Here is a 20,581-nt window from a genome sequence, read left to right as displayed (position 1 = left end):
ACCGTCTTCGTCAAGGACGGCAGCACCGGCACGGCCTCGACGGCGGTGAACTTTGCCATCACCGGCAGCAACGACAATCCGACGGTGAGCGCGGGTGCACAGAGCGTGCAGCTGGTGGAGGCGGGCGTCGGCACGACGGGCACGGCGAATGCGTCGATCGCGCTGACGAGCGGTGACTTCGATACCGGCGATGCGGCGGGGGGGGGGGGGGGGGGGGGGGGGGGGGGGGGGGGGGGGGGGGGGGGGGGGGGGGGGGGGGGGGGGGGGGGGGGGGGGGGGGGGGGGGGGGGGGGGGGGGGGGGGGGGGGGGGGGGGGGGGGGGGGGGGGGGGGGGGGGGGGGGGGGGGGGGGGGGGGGGGGGGGGGGGGGGGGGGGGGGGGGGGGGGGGGGGGGGGGGGGGGGGGGGGGGGGGGGGGGGGGGGGGGGGGGGGGGGGGGGGGGGGGGGGGGGGGGGGGGGGGGGGGGGGGGGGGGGGGGGGGGGGGGGACAACGATACCGACAGCAATGCCCTGGCGGGTGGCGCGAACGTGTCGGACAACTTCACCGTCTTCGTCAAGGACGGCAGCACCGGCGCGGCCTCGACGGCGGTCAACTTTGCCATCACCGGCACCAACGACAACCCGACGGTGAGCGCGGGTGCACAGAGCGTGCAGCTGGTGGAGGCCGGCGTCGGCACGACGGGCACGGCGAATGCGTCGATCGCGCTGACGAGCGGTGACTTCGATACCGGCGATGCGGCGGCCTACGACGCCACGGCGCTGACCTCCGACGGCTGGGCGACCAGCGATGGCGGGGCGACCTACACCAAGACCGGGACCTACGGCACGGCAGGGGGGGGGGGGGGGGGGGGGGGGGGGGGGGGGGGGGGGGGGGGGGGGGGGGGGGGGGGGGGGGGGGGGGGGACGCTGACCACGGCCAGCGGCGTGGTGAGCTACGCCCTCGACAACAACGATACCGACACCAATGCCCTGGCGGGCGGCGCCAGCGTGTCGGACGACTTCACCGTGTTCGTCAAGGACGGCAGCACCGGCACCGCCTCGACCGCGGTCAACTTCGCGATCACCGGCAGCAACGACAATCCGATGGTCACGGCGGGTGCGCAGAGCGTGCCGCTGGTGGAGGCGGGCGTCGGCACAACGGGCACGGCGAATGCGTCGATCGCGCTGACCAAGGGGGACTTCGATACGGGCGATGCGGCGAGCTATGATGGCGCGGCGCTGACCTCCGACGGCTGGGCGACCGGCGATGCCGGGGCGACCTACACCAAGACCGGAACCTACGGCATGGCGACACTGACCACGGCCAGCGGCGTGGTGAGCTACGCCCTCGACAACAGCGATACCGACACCAATGCCCTGGCGGGCGGCGCCAGCGTGTCGGACGACTTCACCGTCTTCGTCAAGGACGGCAGCACCGGCACCGCCTCGACCGCGGTGAACTTCGCCATCACCGGCACCAACGACAATCCGACGGTCACGGCGGGCGCACAGAGCGTGCCGCTGGTGGAGGCGGGCGTCGGCACGGCGGGCACGGCGTCGGCGACCATTACGCTGACCAAGGCCGATCCGGACACTGGCGATGCGGCGGCCTATGACAACACCGCAATGACCGGCAATGGCTGGTCGACCAGCAATGGCGGGGTGACCTACACCAAGACCGGGACCTACGGCACGGCGACGCTGACCACCGCGACCGGCGTGGTGAGTTATGCCCTCGACAACAACGATACCGACACCAATGCCCTGGCCCAGGGTGCGAGCGTGTCGGACAACTTCACCGCCTTCGTCAAGGACGGCAGCACCGGCACGGCCTCGACGGCGGTGAACTTCGCCATCACCGGCACCAACGATGCGCCCGACATCCACCTTGTCACCACTGATACAGCAACGGCGACTTTGTCAGAGACAAACTCCGGTCTATCGACGAGTGGCACGGTAACGGTCAATGATCCGGAGGTCTCTGACACGGTGGGGTCGATCGTAACAACTGTCGTCGCGTCGGGTGCCATAGCAGGGCTTGGGCTGACCAACGCACAGTTGCTCGCGATGATGAGCGTGTCGCCGGCATCGAATCTGGCGGCGGATCCCGCTGACACGCACAATCTCACTTGGACGTTCAATTCCGGAGCGCAGGCGTTCAACTACCTGAATTCCGGCCAGTCCTTGGTGCTGACCTACACCGTGCAAAGCACAGACAATAATGCTGCGTCTGACACGCAAACGATAACGGTAACGATAAACGGCACCAACGATGCGCCGACAGCCGTCGCCGATACTGTTCTGACGAGCGCCGGCAATAACAAATCGTTTGACATTCCGGAATGGGCCCTCGTCGCAAACGACACAGATCCGGACAACACCACGCTCGATGTCCTGTCCACACCAGAGAGTGTCGGCAGCCCGTCGAGCGGGACGGTGACTCACACAGCGGGAACAGGCAGCGCAGGGTTCGTGACGTTCAACGATGACAGCAACGCTGCAGGCTCATTCCAATACAAGGCGACGGATGGGACGAGTTCGGGCGCGGCCGTTACGGTAACAATTAACAATGTCGGGAGCTCCGGAAACAACATCACTGGAACCGCCGCTGATGAGATCCTGGTAGGTACCGACAACAAGGATAACTTCCACGCAGGTGCTGGCAACGATATCATAGTAGGAAAAGCAGGCGGGGGTACGTACGCCGGCGACAGCGGCAACGACATCATTGTTTATGTCAAGGGTGCAAACGCCGGATCCGGACAGGTAAGTATTCATGGCGATAATGGTGCTGCGCCAGCTGGTACGGACAGCGACACATTGAAGATAATTCAGTCGACAGCGGCCACTATCGATCTTTCCAATGCGTCAAACCAAACCAACGACAGCTTTACCACCGTCGACGGTATGGAGAACGTGGACGCTAGCCTGTCATCTGGCGCAATGACACTCACTGGTTCCTCGGGTGCAAATATCTTGATTGGTGGCTCCGTCGCCGACACGATTACGGGCGGGCTCGGTGCCGATACCATGACGGGTGGCTCGGGCGCCGATACCTTTATTGTCAATACATCCCAGTCACTCGCAACCATCGGCGGCAGTGGCAATTCGGGAACGATCACCGGATTTGACGTGATTACCGACTTCGACGGAGCTGCCGATTTCCTGGATCTACAGGGCACTCCCACCGCAAGCACTTTCAGCAGCACCGGCTCCACTGATTCGACGCTGACCATCGCTGGAGCCACGGTGAAGTCGCATTCGATAACGAACGGCATCGTTACGTTCGATACTTCATCGCAGACGTTTACTTCAGCGGTCAGCTTGGACGGAACCGATACCTCGCGCGTTGCGGCCGCGGTGCAATATCTCGAAGCGAACAATCTTGGTGGCGCCGGCAAAACCCTGGCATTCACCGCAACCATCAATGGTGTGGCGCACACCTATGTGTATGAACAAGTCGGCGCCACGCCAAACAGCGCAAACGACATCCTGGTCGATCTCTCTAACGTGACTTTGACGAGCGGCGGCACGAGTCTAACGACGCTCATTACAAATACCCACGTAAAACCCGCGGGCATTGCAGGTGAATCAATCAACCTCGCCTTGACCAATCCTTCGGGGGATCCAAATACGCTTATTACAGTCAATATCTCCGGCCTCCCTGCCGGGTGGAGCTTGAATGGTGGAACAAACAACGGTGATGGCACGTGGACGGTGCAGACCGGGGATGTGCAGTCACTGGAGATTACTTCGTCGTCGACCTTCACGGGCGCCCTTGTATTGAACATTACCGAGACCTGGACAGGCGCGGATGGCAATCCAGGGGTGAAGTTTGTCTTCGACAACGTCGAAGCTTACGCATCAGGCTCACCGATCTTCGCCATATCCGGCGACGACAACCTGACCGCGTCCAGCGGCCACGATCTGCTCGTATTCTCGCAGCCGATCGGCCACGACACCGTTTACAGCTTCGACATCGCGACGGATCAGATCGATCTCATCGGCTATGCGTCGATGACAAGCTTCGCGGATGTCCATGCGAACACGACCGACGATGCGAACGGGAACGCCGTCATCACGCTTGGCGATGGCCAGACGATCACGTTGAATGGCGTGCATTCGGCTGATCTGACCGCAAATGACTTCGTGTTCGATCAGACACCGACCACGAACAATCCTGGTACGATGACGATCGGAGACGGCGCATTGCTGCCGCTGTCCGGCGACATCAACAACACAGGGACGATCGAGATCAACTCGACAGGTGATAAGACCGATCTCCAGCTCATCCAGCATGGCATTACCCTGCAGGGTGGCGGAACGGTGCTGCTGTCCGACAGCAGCGGCAACGTGATCGAGGGGACAGTCTCCGACGTCACGCTGACCAACGTCGATAACACGATCAGCGGTGCAGGTCACCTTGGCAACGGGTCGATGACCCTGATCAACCAAGGGACTATCATCGCAACCGTCACCAATGCGTTGGAAATCGACACGGGCTCCAACTTCATCGCCAATACCGGAACACTCGAAGCAACCGGGACCGGCGGACTGGTGATCAACAGTGCGGTCACCAATACCGGCCTGCTCTGGGCCAATGGTGGCAATATCATTGCTAACGCGGACGTCACTGGCGGTTCCGCGCTGATTAGCGGTTCGGCCAAGCTCGAGCTTGGTGCTGCAGCTTCTACGGACGTCAAGTTCGATGCGGTCGGTGACGGCATTCTGCAGCTAGATCATTCGATCAGCTTCAGTGGGCTCGTGTCGGGCTTCAACGCAGGTGACCAGTTCGATTTGCGCGACATTCTGTTCGGCGCCGGTGTCTCGGCCTCCTATACGGCCGATGAGTCCGGGACAGGCGGAACACTCAATGTCACCGATGGCGTCCAGACCGCAAACATCAGCATCCTCGGTCAGTACACCTCGAGCGACTTCGAACTCGGGACCGATGGCGCAGGCGGTACGTCGATCAAGTACCACGCTGGCTAAAGAGGGGGCCGGCTGATGCTGCCCCTGGTGGTTCAGACGGCGCGGATATGGATATCCATCTGACCGATGTCATGACATCGGCGCATCGGATTTCCTCCATCACCAAGAGGACCAGGCGGAGCAGGCTATCTGCTCCGCCCATCACGCGATCGACGGGGTCTACCCGAGGGCCGGAGAGCCCGCGATTGACGTAGGGCGCTCGGGCGATTGCGGCCTTGGCCAGGGCGCCACCGGAGCCTTTCATCTCTACCGAAAGTCATTCACCGACCCCAGTGGTCTTGTGGCCTCGGATGATTTTGACGTCGTTTTGGCTTCAGAATGTCAGACTTGTCAAAGGCTTGTGGCCTGTTCTGATTTTATGAATTTATGGCGCCCTGTAAATTAATTACGGTCGGAAAAACTCGCACGTTGCGCGTGTCACCACTTTTCCGGGGGGCTTCCTGATGATATGCAAAAAGATAATTTAATCATTTTTTAACTTTTTACGGTGGCGTCTTGAACTACACCGACAAGTCTTTGCCGAACGGCTCGGGGCAACAATCCCTTCAATTCGAGAGCGACGCGTCGGCGGAAACGCCGCGCGCTGTGGTTGCGATCCCGGACGCGCACCTTCTCTTCTCCGGCGACTTCGTGCGCGTCGGCACCGACCTGATCCTCTCGGATCAGCTCCATCGCGTCGTCGTGCCAAACTATTTCCGCGACCACGCGCGCCCGTTGCTGGTTTCCCCGGAAGGCGCGCATCTCGATCCCGGCGTCATCGATGCTCTGACCGGACACACGCAATATGCGCAGGCAGGCGCACCCGCCGCCAGCGGCAAGGTGGTGGGCCATGTCGTCAAGATGACCGGCAGCGCGAGCATCGTCCGCAATGGCGTGACGATCGTCGTCAACGTCGGTGATGCGGTCAACCAGAACGATGTGGTGCAGACGGGCAGCGACTCGACGCTTGGTCTCGTGCTCGACGACGGCACGACGTTCAATCTGTCCGCCGGTGCGCGGTTCATGCTGAACGAACTGACCTACGATGCCAGCAGCACATCCAACAGCTCGCTGATGACGCTGGTGCAGGGCGCCGCCAGCTTTGTGGCGGGCCAAGTTGCGAAGACCGGCGATATGCGCGTGGCAACACCCAGTGCCACGATCGGAATTCGCGGCACGGCCGTGATCCTCGACGTCTCGGCGACCGACGGCAGGATTTCGGTTTCCGTCATCGATCAGCGCGACGGCCAGGTGCACGCGGTTCAGGTTTTCAATACGGCCGGCGTCCTGATAGGTACCGTCACGAGCAATGGATCGACGCTGACGCTGACGCCGACGGCGAATTTCGACGTGATTGCTCAGCAGAGCAACAAGACGACTGATCAGGTCGCGCAGGAATTCGGTGCATTCCAGCAGGTGCTGAGCACGTACGATGCCGGCAAACAGCTGTTTCCAAATCTTCCGCAGCACACGGAGAACAGGGACCAGAACAATAACAACAACCCGAATCCGAACAGCACGACGAAATTCGCCGGGAGCCCGCCGCTACAGCCGCCCGGCACGGAATATCATCCCCTGCTCGGGACGAGCGCCACTCCGCCCTCGAGCGCCGTGCCCCCGGTCGTTGTCGTCACGGTCAATCCGGCTTCCGACACCGGCACGAGCCCGCCTACGAGCAACACCGTCGTGGGGGGGCCGATCATTGTCCCGGTCAAACTCTCGGCCGTTCCATTCGTCGTCACGCCGCCGAACGTAGCGGCAATCACCTCCGGGCCGGGAGATCATATCGGCCCGGTGATGAGCGCCAATGGCGACGTCGTCTACGATCCCGACGGCGCGATCTACTTTTTCAACCACGAGACGGGCGCGACCACCACCATCGCGTCTCCGGCGAACGGCTGGAGCTACGGTTCACCGACGATCAGCTTTGACGGTCGCTACATCGTCTATCAGGGCTCCGACGGTGGCGGGAGCTTCGTCTTCGTCTATGGCACCGATCCTTCCGATCCGGCGCACTATCATGTTCAGACCGCGCTGGCGCCGGGAAGCGCCGCGGCCGTCAGTGGCGACGGCAGCACGATCGTCGTGCAGCAGGACGGCGGCAACGTTGCGATCTACGGCCTTGACGGCACGCTGAAGGGGACGGTGACGCCAGGGACGGTGGGGAGCTCGGGGGCGCTTTGGAAGCCCGCCATCAGCGCCGACGGACACCTGATTGCCTTCTGGAATTCGGATGCGGCTGCTCCGGGGGGCGGGGGCAGGCTCCTTGCCTTCAATTTGTCGACGGGTGAGCTGGCCGTGATTGCCAGCACCTCCGCCGGGGCCGGCGTGGTAGCGCCGACCATCAGCGCAGATGGCCGCCTGATCGCCTATCAGGAGACTGACGGCACCGGCCATTCCGAGATCTATCTCTATGATTTGAATGCCGGGGCCGTCGTATTTCACACGTCCAACGCTTCGGGCAGCAGCTATAGTCCGGTGCTGAGTCCGGACGGCCACTTCATCGTCTTCACCAGCGAGGCGAGGCTGACCTCGGCCGATCAGAACGGGTTCGCCGATATCTACATCGTCGACGTCACCAACCCGGCGGCTCCCGCCTATCGGCTGGTTTCGGACGGGGTAGATACAGCGTCCAATGGCGGCGCCGCGATCAGCGCCGGCGGCCAGTACGTCGCCTTCGGCAACAGCAGCAACATCTTCTTTGCCGATCCGACCTCGGGACTGAGCACGATCATTCTGGAGACGGTGAAGTCGCCCGACGTCCTGACCGCCAAGGGATCGATTGCAGTCACGGGTGACTACACCGGCGTCGCGGTCAGCGTGTCGGATCAGTTTGGCGGCGCGACTCCATACTTCAGTGCCAGCTTTGACTCAAACGGGCATATCAACTGGAGCTTCGCCGAGCCGAAGAACGACTTTGCGGGGCTGTCTTTCGGCGAGACCGCCACGCAGGAATTCGTCATCAGGCTTTCCGCCGACAATGGCTTCATAACCATCCCCGTCTTCGTAACGGTGCACGACGGCGTACAGCCTCCCATCCAGACGGTCGATGCGGCTCCGGTGGCGGCGCCCGTGACGCTCGCGCAGGGGCAGCAGGACAGCCCCTACGTCATCACGCCGACGGCCTTGCTCAGGGGCGTCTCCGACATCGACGGTCCCTCCCTGTCCATTTCGTCGCTGACGATCCAGAGTGGAGGCGGGGGTCTGGTCCGGAACAGCGATCAGACGTGGACGTACACGCCGGATCCGGGATTCAGCGGCCACGTCGTGTTCGGCTACACGGTCTCTGATTCGATCAAGTCTGCGGCTTCGACCGCCAGTCTCAACATCACGCTGCCGCTGGCCATTACGGCGATCGGTCCTGATAGCGGAGCCTCCGGCGATTTCATCACCAACAGCACCCAGTTGTCGGTCTCCGGCAGCAATGGAGCGCTCTCGCCAGGCGAGAAGATTCAGGTCAGCGGCGACAACGGTCTCACCTGGAGTGACGTTGTTCAGGCGACGGGAACGACATGGAGCCTGGTCGATCCTGGTGTCCACAATGCGAGCTTCTCCTATCAGGTGCGTGTCGTCGATTCCGTAGGCAACACCATTGGCGTCGCCGCACATGCCGTCACAATCGACACGGCTCCGCCCGTGGTCACGATCGACAATTCGAATGCGCTGACCAACCAGGCCACCCAGAGAATCTCCGGAACCGTCGGCCTGGCCGATGCCGGCACCACCGTGATCGTGTTCGACAATGCGCAGGCCATAGCCGGTGCCGTCGTCCAGGCAGACGGCAGCTGGAGCGTGATCGTACAGCTTTCCGAGGGCGGCAATAGTTTCGTCGCCCGGGACACGGACGTCGCCGGTAATTTGGGCTCGAGCAATACGGTCGTCCTGACGCTGGATTCGACGCCGCCGGCGGCAGTTGCATCCGTGTTGGCATTGAGTGCCGACAGCGGCAGCTCGCCGACCGACTTCAACACCAACGTGCCCTCGCAAACGGTCAGCGGCACCTATACCGGTGCCTTGGGTGCGGGGGAGACGATCCAGGTCAGCGCCAACAATGGCGCCACCTGGGTGACGGCGTCCGCATCGGGCGGCGCCTGGTCCGCGTCGGGCGTATCGCTGTCGTCCGGCACCAACTTGCTCTCTGTTCGTACCATCGACCTCGCCGGTAACGTCACGGCCGGAGCGGGACACAGCTACACTCTGGATACCGGTGCGCCAACCGCGGTCGCGACGGTGACGCTGCTAAGTTCTGACACTGGCAGTTCTTCGACAGATTTCGTCACCAACATTCCGTCGCAAACCGTAAGCGGCACCTACACGGGTGCCCTGGCCTTCGGCGAAACGATTCAAATCAGCGCAGATGGCGGTGCGACCTGGGTCGGTGCAACCGCCAATGCAGCCAACAGCACCTGGTCAGCATCCGGCGTGACGCTGTCACCCGGGGGAAACACGCTGACGGTCCGGACGATCGACCTTGCGGGCAATATCGCGGCCGGGACCGGCCACAGCTACGTCTTCGATACCGTCGCGCCGTCCGCATTTGCGACGGTGGCGGCACTGGGCTCGGACAGCGGCAGCTCGTCGAGTGATTTCGTCACCAATGTCGCGTCGCAGACGGTCAGCGGCACCTATGCCGGCGCCCTGAGTGCCGGAGAGTCCATCCAGGTCAGCGCCGACGGCGGCGCAACCTGGGTCACGGCGATCGCCAATGCGTCGAACGGCACCTGGGCGGCATCCGGAGTATCGCTGTCGGCCGCCGGGAGCACGCTGTCGGTCCGGACGATCGATCTGGCCGGCAACAGCCTCGCCGGCACCGGGCATGGCTACACGCTGGACACCGGCGCGCCGTCCGCGGTCGCGACGGTAACGGCACTGAGTTCGGACAGCGGCGGCTCGGCGAGCGATTTCGTCACCAATGCGGCGCCACAGACCGTGACCGGAGCGTACACGGGCACGCTGGGTCCCGGCGAGTCGATTCAGCTCAGCATCGACGGTACGAACTGGGTGACGGCAAACGCCGCAGGCGGCGTGTGGTCCGCATCGGGGGTGATCCTCTCCGGGGCAGGCAGTTTGCTGTCGGTGCGCACCATCGATTTGGCCGGCAATGTCGCTGCGGGCATTGGCCACAGCTACGTGCTGGACCAGACCGTCCCGTCCGGTGGCACGCCGGATCTGATTGCGAGTTCGGATTCCGGCTTCTCCAGCAGCGACAACAGCACCAACGTCCTGGCCCCGACGCTGACGGTCGCGCTTGGTGCCGGTGTTGCGGTGGGCGACACGGTCGAGCTGCTGCTGAACGGGTCGTCATTCTCCCATCCTCTGGTGCGAACTGTCACCTCAGGCGACATTGCAGCCCAAAGCGTCAGTTTCGCGGTGAGCCCCGGTGATCTAGGATCCGACGGGCTCAAGCTGATCTCCGGCCGGTTTACCGATCTGGCGGGCAACAGCTCGACCACCAGCGCCCTGACCATCACGCTCGACACGAGCGCGCCCGTGCTGGCGATCACCAATCCTGGCGGCAACACCAATCAATCCGTGCAGACGATTACCGGCACGGCGGATCCCGCTGACGCGGGTGCGATTGTCACCGTGCTGGATGATGGCATCTCGGTCGGCGTCGCAACCATCCAGGCCAACGGCAGTTGGAGCACCGACGTCACGCTGCACAGCGACACCAACAGCTTGACCGCACAAGCGACTGATGCCGCCGGCAACCAGGGCGTCAGCAACACGGTGGTCTTCACCCTGAGCACCAATGCTCCATCCGGCGGTACGCCGGACCTGGTGGCAGGCTCCGATTCCGGCAGTTCCAGCAGCGACAACACGACGAACGTGACCGCGCCGACTTTCACGGTCGTGCTCGGTGCCAACGTCGCGGTCGGAGATACGATCCAGCTGTTGCTCAATGGGTCGCCGTTCGCCCATCCCGTCACGCACACGATCAGCGCAGTCGACATCGGCGCGCAGAGCGTGAGCTTGACCGTAACCGACGGCGACCTCGGCGCTGACGGCGCCAAGTCGATCTCGGCCAGACTAAGCGACAGTTTCGGCAACAGCTCAACGACCGCTGCACTGATCATCACGCTCGATACGGCTGCCCCGACGGTGAGCAGCGAGGCGATCACCAGCGCGACGGGAGCGCAGAACAGCACGCTCAATGCCGGCGACGTGGTCAGCGTCACCGTGTCGTTCAGCGAGAGCGTCACGGTGACGGGGACGCCGCATCTGGCCCTCAACATCGGCGGCACGCCGGTGCAGGCCAGCTATGCCTCGGGCAGCGGCAGCAGCCAGCTGGTGTTCACCTACACGATCCAGGCCGGCCAGAACGATGCCAACGGCATCAGCATCAACGCCAACGCGCTGAGCCTGAACGGCGGCACGATCACGGACGCCGCCGGCAACGCGGCGGTGCTGACCGCGGCCGCGGCGGCCGACAACGCGAGCTACAAGGTCGATACCGCCGCCCCGACGGTGAGCAGCGAAGCGATCACCAGCGCGACGGGAGCCCAGAACAATACGCTCAATGCCGGCGACGTGGTCAGCATCACGGTGTCGTTCAGCGAGAGCGTCACGGTAACAGGGACGCCACAGCTGGCCCTGAACATCGGCGGGACGCCGGTGCAGGCGAGCTACGCCTCGGGCAGCGGCACCACTCAGCTGGTGTTCACCTATACGATCCAGGCCGGGCAGACCGATGCCAACGGCATCAGCATCAATGCCAATGCACTGAGCCTCAACGGCGGCACGATCACGGACGCCGCCGGCAATGCGGCAGCGCTGACGGCGACCGCGGTGGCCGACAATGCCAGCTACAAGGTCGATACGGCCGCGCCGACGGTGAGCAGTGAAGCGATCACCAGCGCGACGGGGGCGCAGAACAATACGCTCAATGCCGGCGACGTCGTCAGCGTCACCGTGACGTTCAGCGAGAGCGTCACCGTGACCGGGACGCCGCAACTGGCATTGAACGTCGGCGGGACACCGGTGCAGGCCAGCTACGCCTCGGGCAGCGGCAGCAGCCAGCTGGTGTTCACCTACACGATCCAGGCCGGCCAGACCGATGCCAACGGCATCAGCATCGATGCGAATGCGCTGAGCCTCAACGGCGGCACGATCACGGATGCGGCCGGCAACGCAGCGGTGCTGACCGCGGCCGCGGTGGCCGACGATGCCAGCTACAAGGTCGATACGGCCGCGCCGACGGTGAGCAGTGAAGCGATCACCAGCGCGACGGGGGCGCAGAACAATACGCTCAATGCCGGCGACGTCGTCAGCGTCACCGTGACGTTCAGCGAGAGCGTCACGGTAACAGGGACGCCGCATCTGGCCCTCAATATCGGCGGCACGCCGGTGCAGGCGAGCTATGCCTCGGGTAGCGGCAGCACCCAGCTGGTGTTCACCTACACGATCCAGGCCGGCCAGACCGATGCCAATGGCATCAGCCTCGATGCCAACGCGCTGAGCCTGAACGGCGGCACGATCACGGACGCCGCCGGCAATGCCGCGGCGCTGACCGCGGCCGCGGTGGCCGACAATGCCAGCTACAAGGTCGATACGGCCGCGCCGACGGTGAGCAGCGAGGCGATCACCAGCGCGACGGGGGCGCAGAACGGCACGCTCAATGCCGGCGACGTGGTCAGCATCACGGTGTCGTTCAGCGAGAGCGTCACGGTGACCGGAACGCCGCAACTTGTCCTGAACATCGGCGGGACGCCGGTGCAGGCCAGCTACGCCTCCGGCAGCGGCAGCGGCCAGCTGGTGTTCACCTACACGATCCAGGCCGGCCAGACCGATGCCAACGGCATCAGCATCGATGCGAATGCGCTGGGGGGGGGGGGGGGGGGGGGGGGGGGGGGGGGGGGGGGGGGGGGGGGGGGGGGGGGGGGGGGGGGGGGGGGGGGGGGGGGGGGGGGGGGGGGGGGGGGGGGGGGGGGGGGGGGGGGGGGGGGGGGGGGGGGGGGGGGGGGGGGGGGGGGGGGGGGGGGGGGGGGGGGGGGGGGGGGGGGGGGGGGGGGGGGGGGGGGGGGGGGGGGGGGGGGGGGGGGGGGGGGGGGGGGGGGGGGGGGGGGGGGGGGGGGGGGGGGGGGGGGGGGGGGGGGTGTGGCCGCGGTGGCCGACAATGCCAGCTACAAGGTCGATACGGCCGCGCCGACGGTGAGCAGCGAGGCGATCACCAGCGCGACGGGAGCGCAGAACAGCACGCTCAATGCCGGCGACGTCGTCAGCGTCACCGTGACGTTCAGCGAGAGCGTCACGGTAACAGGGACGCCGCAACTTGCCCTGAACATCGGCGGGACGCCGGTGCAGGCCAGCTATGCCTCGGGCAGCGGCACCGGTCAGCTGGTGTTCACCTACACGATCCAGGCCGGCCAGACCGATGCCAACGGCATCAGCATCGACGCCAACGCGCTGAGCCTGAACGGCGGCACGATCACGGATGCGGCCGGCAATGCGGCCGTGCTGACGGCGGCCGCGGTGGCCGACAATGCGAGCTACGTCGTCGACACCGGTTCGCCGACGGAATCCGTCGCGATTACGTCCGTCGCCAGCAGTTCGTCCTCCACGAGCACCTCGATCACCGTGACGGGGACGAATGGTACGCTTGCGTTCGGCGATAAAGTCCAGATCAGTACGGACAACGTGACGTGGACGGATGTTGTCCGGAACGGTTCGACACGGTGGAGCTTCACCGACAGTACGGTCCGAAGTGCGAATTTCACATACTTCACGCGAGTGGTCGACTCGGCGGGCAATGTCGGCGCGACGGCGAGCCTTCCGATACTGGTTGCCAGCGGCGGCGCCAGCGTCGCGATGAACCCAGCAGGCGGCGTCGTCGAGTTCACCGGATCCGGCGGCACTTTGCAGATTGGCGCGGCCGTCACTGCAACGATCAATGCGATTTCGATCGCAAGCGGCCCGGTTGCGATCGGCGGAAGCGGCAACATTGCGACCAGCGCCGGCGACGCGATCGACCTCTATGCGACCGGCGCAAGTGCGGGCAATCCCGCGAACCTGACCGTCAATCCCACCGGCCAGATCACCGGAGCCGGAAGCGCTATCTCCGTGATTCAGAATGCCGCCGGATCAATCACGGTCACGACGTCGGGAACAGTGATCGGCCAGGCGGGCAGGGGCATCCTTGCTCAGCAGAATGCGACAGGCACGGGCGGTATCCTGATCAACGGATCAGGCAATGTGACAGGAACGGGCGCCGCGTTCAGCGGGATCGTCGCTGTCAACCTCAATTCCGCGAACAACAGCGATATCACCGTCAGCCAGAGCGGAAATATCACGGGCGGTCACGACGGCATCCGCGTCCAAACCAATGGCAACGGCAATATCAGCATAACCACGGCACCCAATCCGCTCGAGGCGACCGCGCAGATCATTGGTTCGACACTCTACGGTATCGAGGCGCAATCCAAGGGGACCGGCAATATCCAGATCAATGCGGGCGCCGGCACGGTTATCACGTCAGCTGGTGTCGGCATCAACGCGTACAACGAAGCGGTCTCCCTGCCCAAGGTCGGTGGCGTGATCGCAAGCTCGATCTCGGTCAATGCGAGCGGCGTGATCAACTCGGGTACGGTCCTGACCGGACAGGGCAGCCGTCCAGCCGGCATCCTCGCCGGCTACAAGGGCGGCACGACCAATACCGTCAATGCCAACGTGTTCGGCAACGTTTCCGTCACCAACACCGGCACCATCAATGCGGCCGGTGGTGACGGCATCCGCGGCTATAATTTCGGGCCCGGAAACGTCAGCATCAGCAATTCCGGGACCATCATTGCCGGAGATGTCTATGGCATCGTCGGTTCAAGCAACAGCACTGGCAACGTTTCGGTCACGACGACTGCGAGCTCCAGCATCACCTCGGGGTCGCACGGTATCCTCGCGATCAACCAGGGCACTTCCATTTTGCAGAGCCTGGGCTCGACCGTCACCGTCACGGCCGCCGGCACGATCAACTCGGGTGTGCATCTGTCGGCCGGAGGTGCCCAGCCGGCGGGCATTTCAGCTGGATATTATGGCAGCAACGGTACTTCAAACACGAACATCAACGGCTCGGTCCTCGTCGACAACGCAGCCAATATTTCGGCGAGAGCCGGTTATGGCATCATTGGGTTCAATTTCGGCTACGGCAACATCACGATCATAAACAGGGCCGACAAGTCGGTGAGCGGTGCGCAATTCGGCATCGCCGCGAGTTCGTCCGTCAACGGCACCGCGTCGCCTTCCAATGTCTCGATCAGCGTCGAAGCCAATTCGACGCCGACGGCTGCCGCGGTGACTGCGAGCTCGCTCATGGGGCTTGCCGCAATCAACGCCAACAACTCGAGCGGCGGCAATATCACGATCACGACCGGCGCCAATGACCAGTTCACGTCCGGCGGCTCCGGCATCAACGCCAATTCAGCGGCCGTCAGCGTCGCGTCCGGAAATCAGATATCGGTCACCACGTCGACAGGCACAATCAATTCCGGCTTCAACTTCTTCTCGGGCGGCGGCACGCCTGCCGGCATCTCGGCTGGCTACTCCGTCCTCTCGCCGGCCAACATTCACGGCACCGTCGTTGTGGACAATGCGGCGACTGTCACCGCGGCTTCGGGTTCCGGCATCAATCTCTACAACAATGGCAATGGCAGCATCAGCGCAACGCTGCGGCCGACGTCGTCGATCACTGCGGCGCAGGGAGCCGGCGTCACGGCATTCTCGGCCGCGGGTGGCAGCATCACGATCAACAATCAGGGCGCCATCAGCGCGGCGGCCATCGGCATCTCGGTCGGCAACGGATCCAGTGCTTCGGTCAATGGGTTGATCTCGATTTCCAACTCCGGAACGATCAATGCGCCCGGTGTGCCGTTCATGCCCGTCGTGACGATCGGCAACGGCAACAGCACTCAGACGGCAACGGTTTCCAACGCCGCGGGCAAGTTCATCGCCTCGAATCTCTTTGCCCGCACGACCAACAATTTCGCCATCTCGGTCATTGCCGGCAATGGGGCGGTCACCAACAACGGCTCGATCACCGGCAATATCAGCTTCAGCGGAACTGGTAGCGGCAGCGTCAGCAATGCGCTCGGGGCAACCTGGAATATCAACGGCTCGAATTTCTTCGGCAGCGGCACGAACGCGATCAGCAATGCCGGCATCATCAATATGCTCGGCCTTGCCGCCTTGTCCGGGGCGGCCGCGATTGCGCTGTCGAACACGGGTAATATATCCGTTTTGCCCAACGCTTCGGCGCAGATATTCGCTAATGTAACCGGCGCGGGCTCGATCCTCCTGGGCGACCGCTCGGCCCTCGAGCTTGGACTGTCTGTTGCGGCCACACAGACCATCAATTTCGGCGGCAAGGGACTTCTGACGTTCGACAACCCGGCCTCGGTTGGTACGAATCTGCCGCTCAACTTTAGCGCCAGCGGTGGCGGCAATGTTGGCTCGATCATCACCCTGCAGGGCGGCGGCATCACGGCTGCGAACATCAGCGGCTCGACGCTGACCGTCAGCGGTGTACAAAACTATGCGTTCCAGGTGTCCGGAACCGGACTGTCCGGAAATATGTTCGATGTCCTCTCGCCGAACCGTATCGTGCTGGTGCCGACCAGCGCGACGATCATCTCCGGCGTCACCACGTCGCAATCGCCGCTGACGCCGGCAAGCTTCTACATCCTCGACAACGACCATATCAACAGCAGCACCGGACCCGGGTTCAACCTGGCGACGAGCGACGGCGTTGCCGCCAACACGTATACGGTCGTGGCCAATACGAGCTCCGACTTTGTGATCAACGGCGCGTTTCCGGGTCTGCGCGTTGCGACGCAGGGTGCGAGCGGGGCGATTATCAACGCGGCTAGTATTTCCGGCCCGACGCCCAGCTCCGGCCCCAACGTTGGCCTCACCGTTGATACCACACAGAACAGCAACATCGGAAGCGGCTCTGCCGATATCGTCAACTACGCAAATGTGAGCGCGGTGACGGTCGCCATCTCCGCCAACACCGTCAACGGCAATATCAATATCGTCAGCTCGGCAGGCACGCTGACCGGAACGAACTCGTACGGAATACTGGGCGTGTCCAACGGCACGGGCGGCGTCACCATCACGGCGTCGGGCGGCACGATCACTGCCGGTTTCAACGGTATTCGTGCCGCCGAGCTGCAGGAAACTACCCCCGGGCCGGGCGGCAACATTTTTATCTACAACTCGTCCAACATTACGAGCGGAACGAACACTGCGAACATTGCGGGCAGCGGTGCGGCCGGTCTTCGCGCGCGGATTCTCAACAACAACACGACGGTGCCGAACGCCGCGATCACAGGCGACGTCACGATCGAGAATCGCGCCAGCATTACCGCGCAGGCTGGCGCAGGCATTTTTGCCGACAATTACGGTTCAGGAAATACGTCGGTTACGTTTGCGCCTGGCCAGTATTCGATCACGGCGGTCAACGGAGGAGCGACGGGCGTCGGCAGCGGCCTCACCCAGTATGGTATCTTTGCCTTCACCTACGGTACGGGAAGCTCGCTGGTGAATGCCGGCTGGGGCACCACCATTACCTCGGGCAGCACGGGCATCAATGCCGGCAACCAGGCCACCACGATTGCTTCGGGCAGCGGGAGCACCGTCGCGGTCTATAGCCAAGGCTTCATCTCATCCGGAACGAACGTCAACAACGGAGGCAGTGCACAGTCTGCGATCCAGGCAGGCTACAATCCCGGCGGCAACGGCGCGTTCAGTTCGGCCGTGTACGGCGACGTGATCGTCTATGTCGCGAGCGACGGCAATCCCTTCGGCAACCCCAATCCGACTCTGCTCGCCGCGGCGGGGCCCGGCATCCTTGCGTACGACTACGGCGTCGGCAACATCACGGTCACCGTCGGCTCGGGTGTCTCGATTCAGGCGCTGACGGCGGCAACGTCGTCGGGGGGCGGCAACGCTCCTTACGGCATCGGCGCCACCAATCGCGGGTCGGGCAATATCGTTGTCGTGACGTCGAATGGGTCCTCCATCAATTCCGGCAGCACCGGCATCAATGCGGTCAACGACGCAAATCCGACGGCGGGCTCAGATCTGGCCAATCTGTTTGCAGCCAATGTCGCCGCTGGCAAACCTGCCGTGGTCTCGGTGACGGCAGCCGGCGCGATCAACGCCGGCGGACAGTCCACCAACAGCGGCGGCACGCCGTCCGGTATCGCCGCTGGCTTCTTTGCGCCGGTGAGCGGCGCCGGGCATTCGAACCAATATGTCAGTGGCAACGTCTTCATCAACAACGCGGCGGTCGTCTCCGCCGCCGGCTTCGGCCTCCAGGGCTATAATTACGGCTACGGCAACATAACGATCAACGATGCCTCGGGCGCCAACATCACGGCGGGCTCGAATGGCATCTACGCCCACGCCGATGGCGGGTTCACCGATCCGGTAACGTCGAGCGCGCTGTCTCGTGACATTGCCATCACCGTCTATGCCAACACGACCATCACCGCCGGCTCCGCAACGTTCAACAAGGCTTACGGCATCCTCGCCCTGAGCACCAACGCCGGCAGCATATCGGTGGTCACGTCGACGGGAGATACGATCGACTCCCACCAAGGCAGCGCCGGCATCAATGCGGTCAACGAGGCCACCAGTATTGCACCGTCGTTCAACAGCTCGGTGATCGTGACGAACGCAGCCTCAATACACTCCGGCAGCGGCACCACGGGATTCAACAGCCCGCCGGGCGGTATCCTCGCAGGCTATATCGGCCAGGCGACGGACCCCAGCCTGAACAATCCACCGAATCCCGCGAACTACAACGTCTATGGCGAGGTCGTCGTCAATAACTTCGGCGATATCACCGCCGATGCAGGCGATGGCATCAGGGCCTACAACTTTGGTGTTGGCGACGTTAGCGTCGACAACTTCTCGGGGACCATCACGGCGCTCGGCGGTGCAAATCCACCAAACGGATCGGGTGTTGGAATCCTCGCCCAGAACTTCGGGCCGGGTAGCGTCTATGTCACGACATCAGCGAGCACGAGCATTACCTCCGGGAGCACGGGCATCGCTGCCTTGAACAAGGCGACCACGGCGGATCCGCTCAATCCCTCCGTGGTCGTGCCGGCGACGGCGGAGGTCTTCGTCAATGCGTCCGGCACGATCCACTCCGGAACGACCCCGACGGGCACCGTCGCCGCCGACCCCGCCGCAGGCATCCTGGCCGGCTACAATCCCAACAATCAGAACACGGCGAATAATGCGGTCCACGGAAATGTGTTGGTCTACGACCATGCAACGATCGTCGCGCCGACCGGGACCGACGGCATCCGCGCGGTGAATTACGGCGACGGCGACATAGCTGTTACGGTCGAGTCGGATTCCCGTGTGTTCGCGGGCCGGTACGGCGTTGCGGCGTTCGGCTTCGATGGCGGCGATGTGAGCGTCACGATCGACGGTTCGGTGATGGGTGGCACAGCGGGGCTCGACGTCTCCACGACCGGCACGGGCATGGTCACCATAGACAATGCCGGCTTCGTTGCGGGCATCGTCCTCGGCTACAACGCGGCGTTCACGAACGTGGCGGGGGCGGACTGGCAATTCAGCGGCGCCAGCGCGTTCACCGGCACCAGTACGCTCGCGAATGCCGGCACGATCGAGAGCACCGGCACGTCGTCGATTCTGGGCCTGGCGGGTTTCACAAATACCGGAACGATCGCAGTGGAATCCGGCAGCCTGACCATCGGGAGCGCGGTGACCGGCGGCGGCGCTGCGGTGATCTATAGTGCTTCCCTCGTGTTCAACGCGGCGTCGGACGCCAACGTTGCATTCGACACCGGCACGAGTACGCCCGGGACCTTGGTGCTTGCGGATGCCGCTCATTTCACCGGCACGGTCACCGGCTTTGCACTTGGAGACACGATCGATCTCGTCGGGATCGCTCCTGCGAACGTCAGCGTCTCCAGTTCGGGTGGTCTGCACGTCGATTTCGGCACCGGTTCGTTCGCTCTCGGTGGCAGTTACGATCCGGCCGGATTCCTCATCGCTTCCGACGGGCAAGGTGGCGCGAAGATCAGCTGGAATCATCAGGGGCCCGTGATCGATACCAGCCAGCTGACCGTCAGTCTCAACAGTGGCACGTACACCGTGACCGGGATACAGGTGACCGACAGCGATCCCACCGTTCCGACCGCGCCTGTCGTGACCTACACGCCCGGCAGTACGCCACCCGCGTACGAGAAGGTGGCGCTGACGCTGTCGGACATTGCCGGCGCCGGCCAAACCGTGAATTTCATCTTCCAGAACGGCACGGGGACGACCGTGCAGGGTACCTCCGGCAACGACGTCATCTTCGCTGCGAGCGGCCAGGACGTGCTCACCGGGGGCGGGGGACGGGACCAGTTCGTATTCGCGTCGCCCCCGGCTTCGACGCCCGTCCAACATACGATCACCGATTTCGCGGAGGGAATCGACCGGCTCGACGTGCGTCAGTTCACGAACGTGTCCTGGGCCTCGGCGGCCGATAGTCCCAACGACACGCTGGTGACGCTGGATGCCAACGACTCCATTCTGCTCAAGAATATCGTGGCGTCGAACCTCAAACCGGCCGACTTCATCTTCCATGTGTAGTCGGCGCCAACGGGAGGTGGACTGAA

Annotated in this window: 3 protein-coding genes and 1 pseudogene; all 4 read left to right on the top strand. The window is 63.9% G+C overall.

From position 1 onward, the window contains the following. Positions 1 to 527: 527 nt before the first annotated feature. A pseudogene (locus XH79_RS43190) lies at positions 528 to 602 on the top strand (hypothetical protein); the annotation flags it as partial. A 184-nt stretch (positions 603 to 786) separates the two neighbouring features. Continuing rightward, the gene (locus XH79_RS02700; protein WP_271580545.1) at positions 787 to 909 is read left to right on the top strand and encodes a hypothetical protein; all 123 of its coding nucleotides are present in this window, start codon (positions 787 to 789) and stop codon (positions 907 to 909) included. A 17-nt stretch (positions 910 to 926) separates the two neighbouring features. After that, complete coding sequence (locus tag XH79_RS02695) at positions 927 to 4,970, top strand: beta strand repeat-containing protein (RefSeq protein WP_271580544.1); 4,044 nt, start codon at positions 927 to 929, stop codon at positions 4,968 to 4,970. Between the two features lie 495 nt (positions 4,971 to 5,465). Beyond that, on the top strand, positions 5,466 to 20,555 hold the full coding sequence (locus XH79_RS02690) for an Ig-like domain-containing protein (RefSeq protein ID WP_271580543.1): 15,090 nt from the start codon (positions 5,466 to 5,468) through the stop codon (positions 20,553 to 20,555). The last annotated feature ends 26 nt before the right edge of the window (positions 20,556 to 20,581 follow it).

This window comes from Bradyrhizobium sp. CCBAU 45389 (assembly GCF_028128625.1).
Classification (GTDB): domain Bacteria; phylum Pseudomonadota; class Alphaproteobacteria; order Rhizobiales; family Xanthobacteraceae; genus Bradyrhizobium; species Bradyrhizobium liaoningense_B.
The sequence above is the reverse complement of the archived record's forward strand: the minus strand, read 5'-3'. Positions and strand labels throughout refer to the sequence as shown.

What these genes read in the sequence shown, in the direction of transcription:
- XH79_RS02700 (WP_271580545.1), top strand. Translation starts at nt 787, where the DNA reads ATGGCGGGGCGACCTACACCAAGACCGGGACCTACGGCACGGCAGGGG.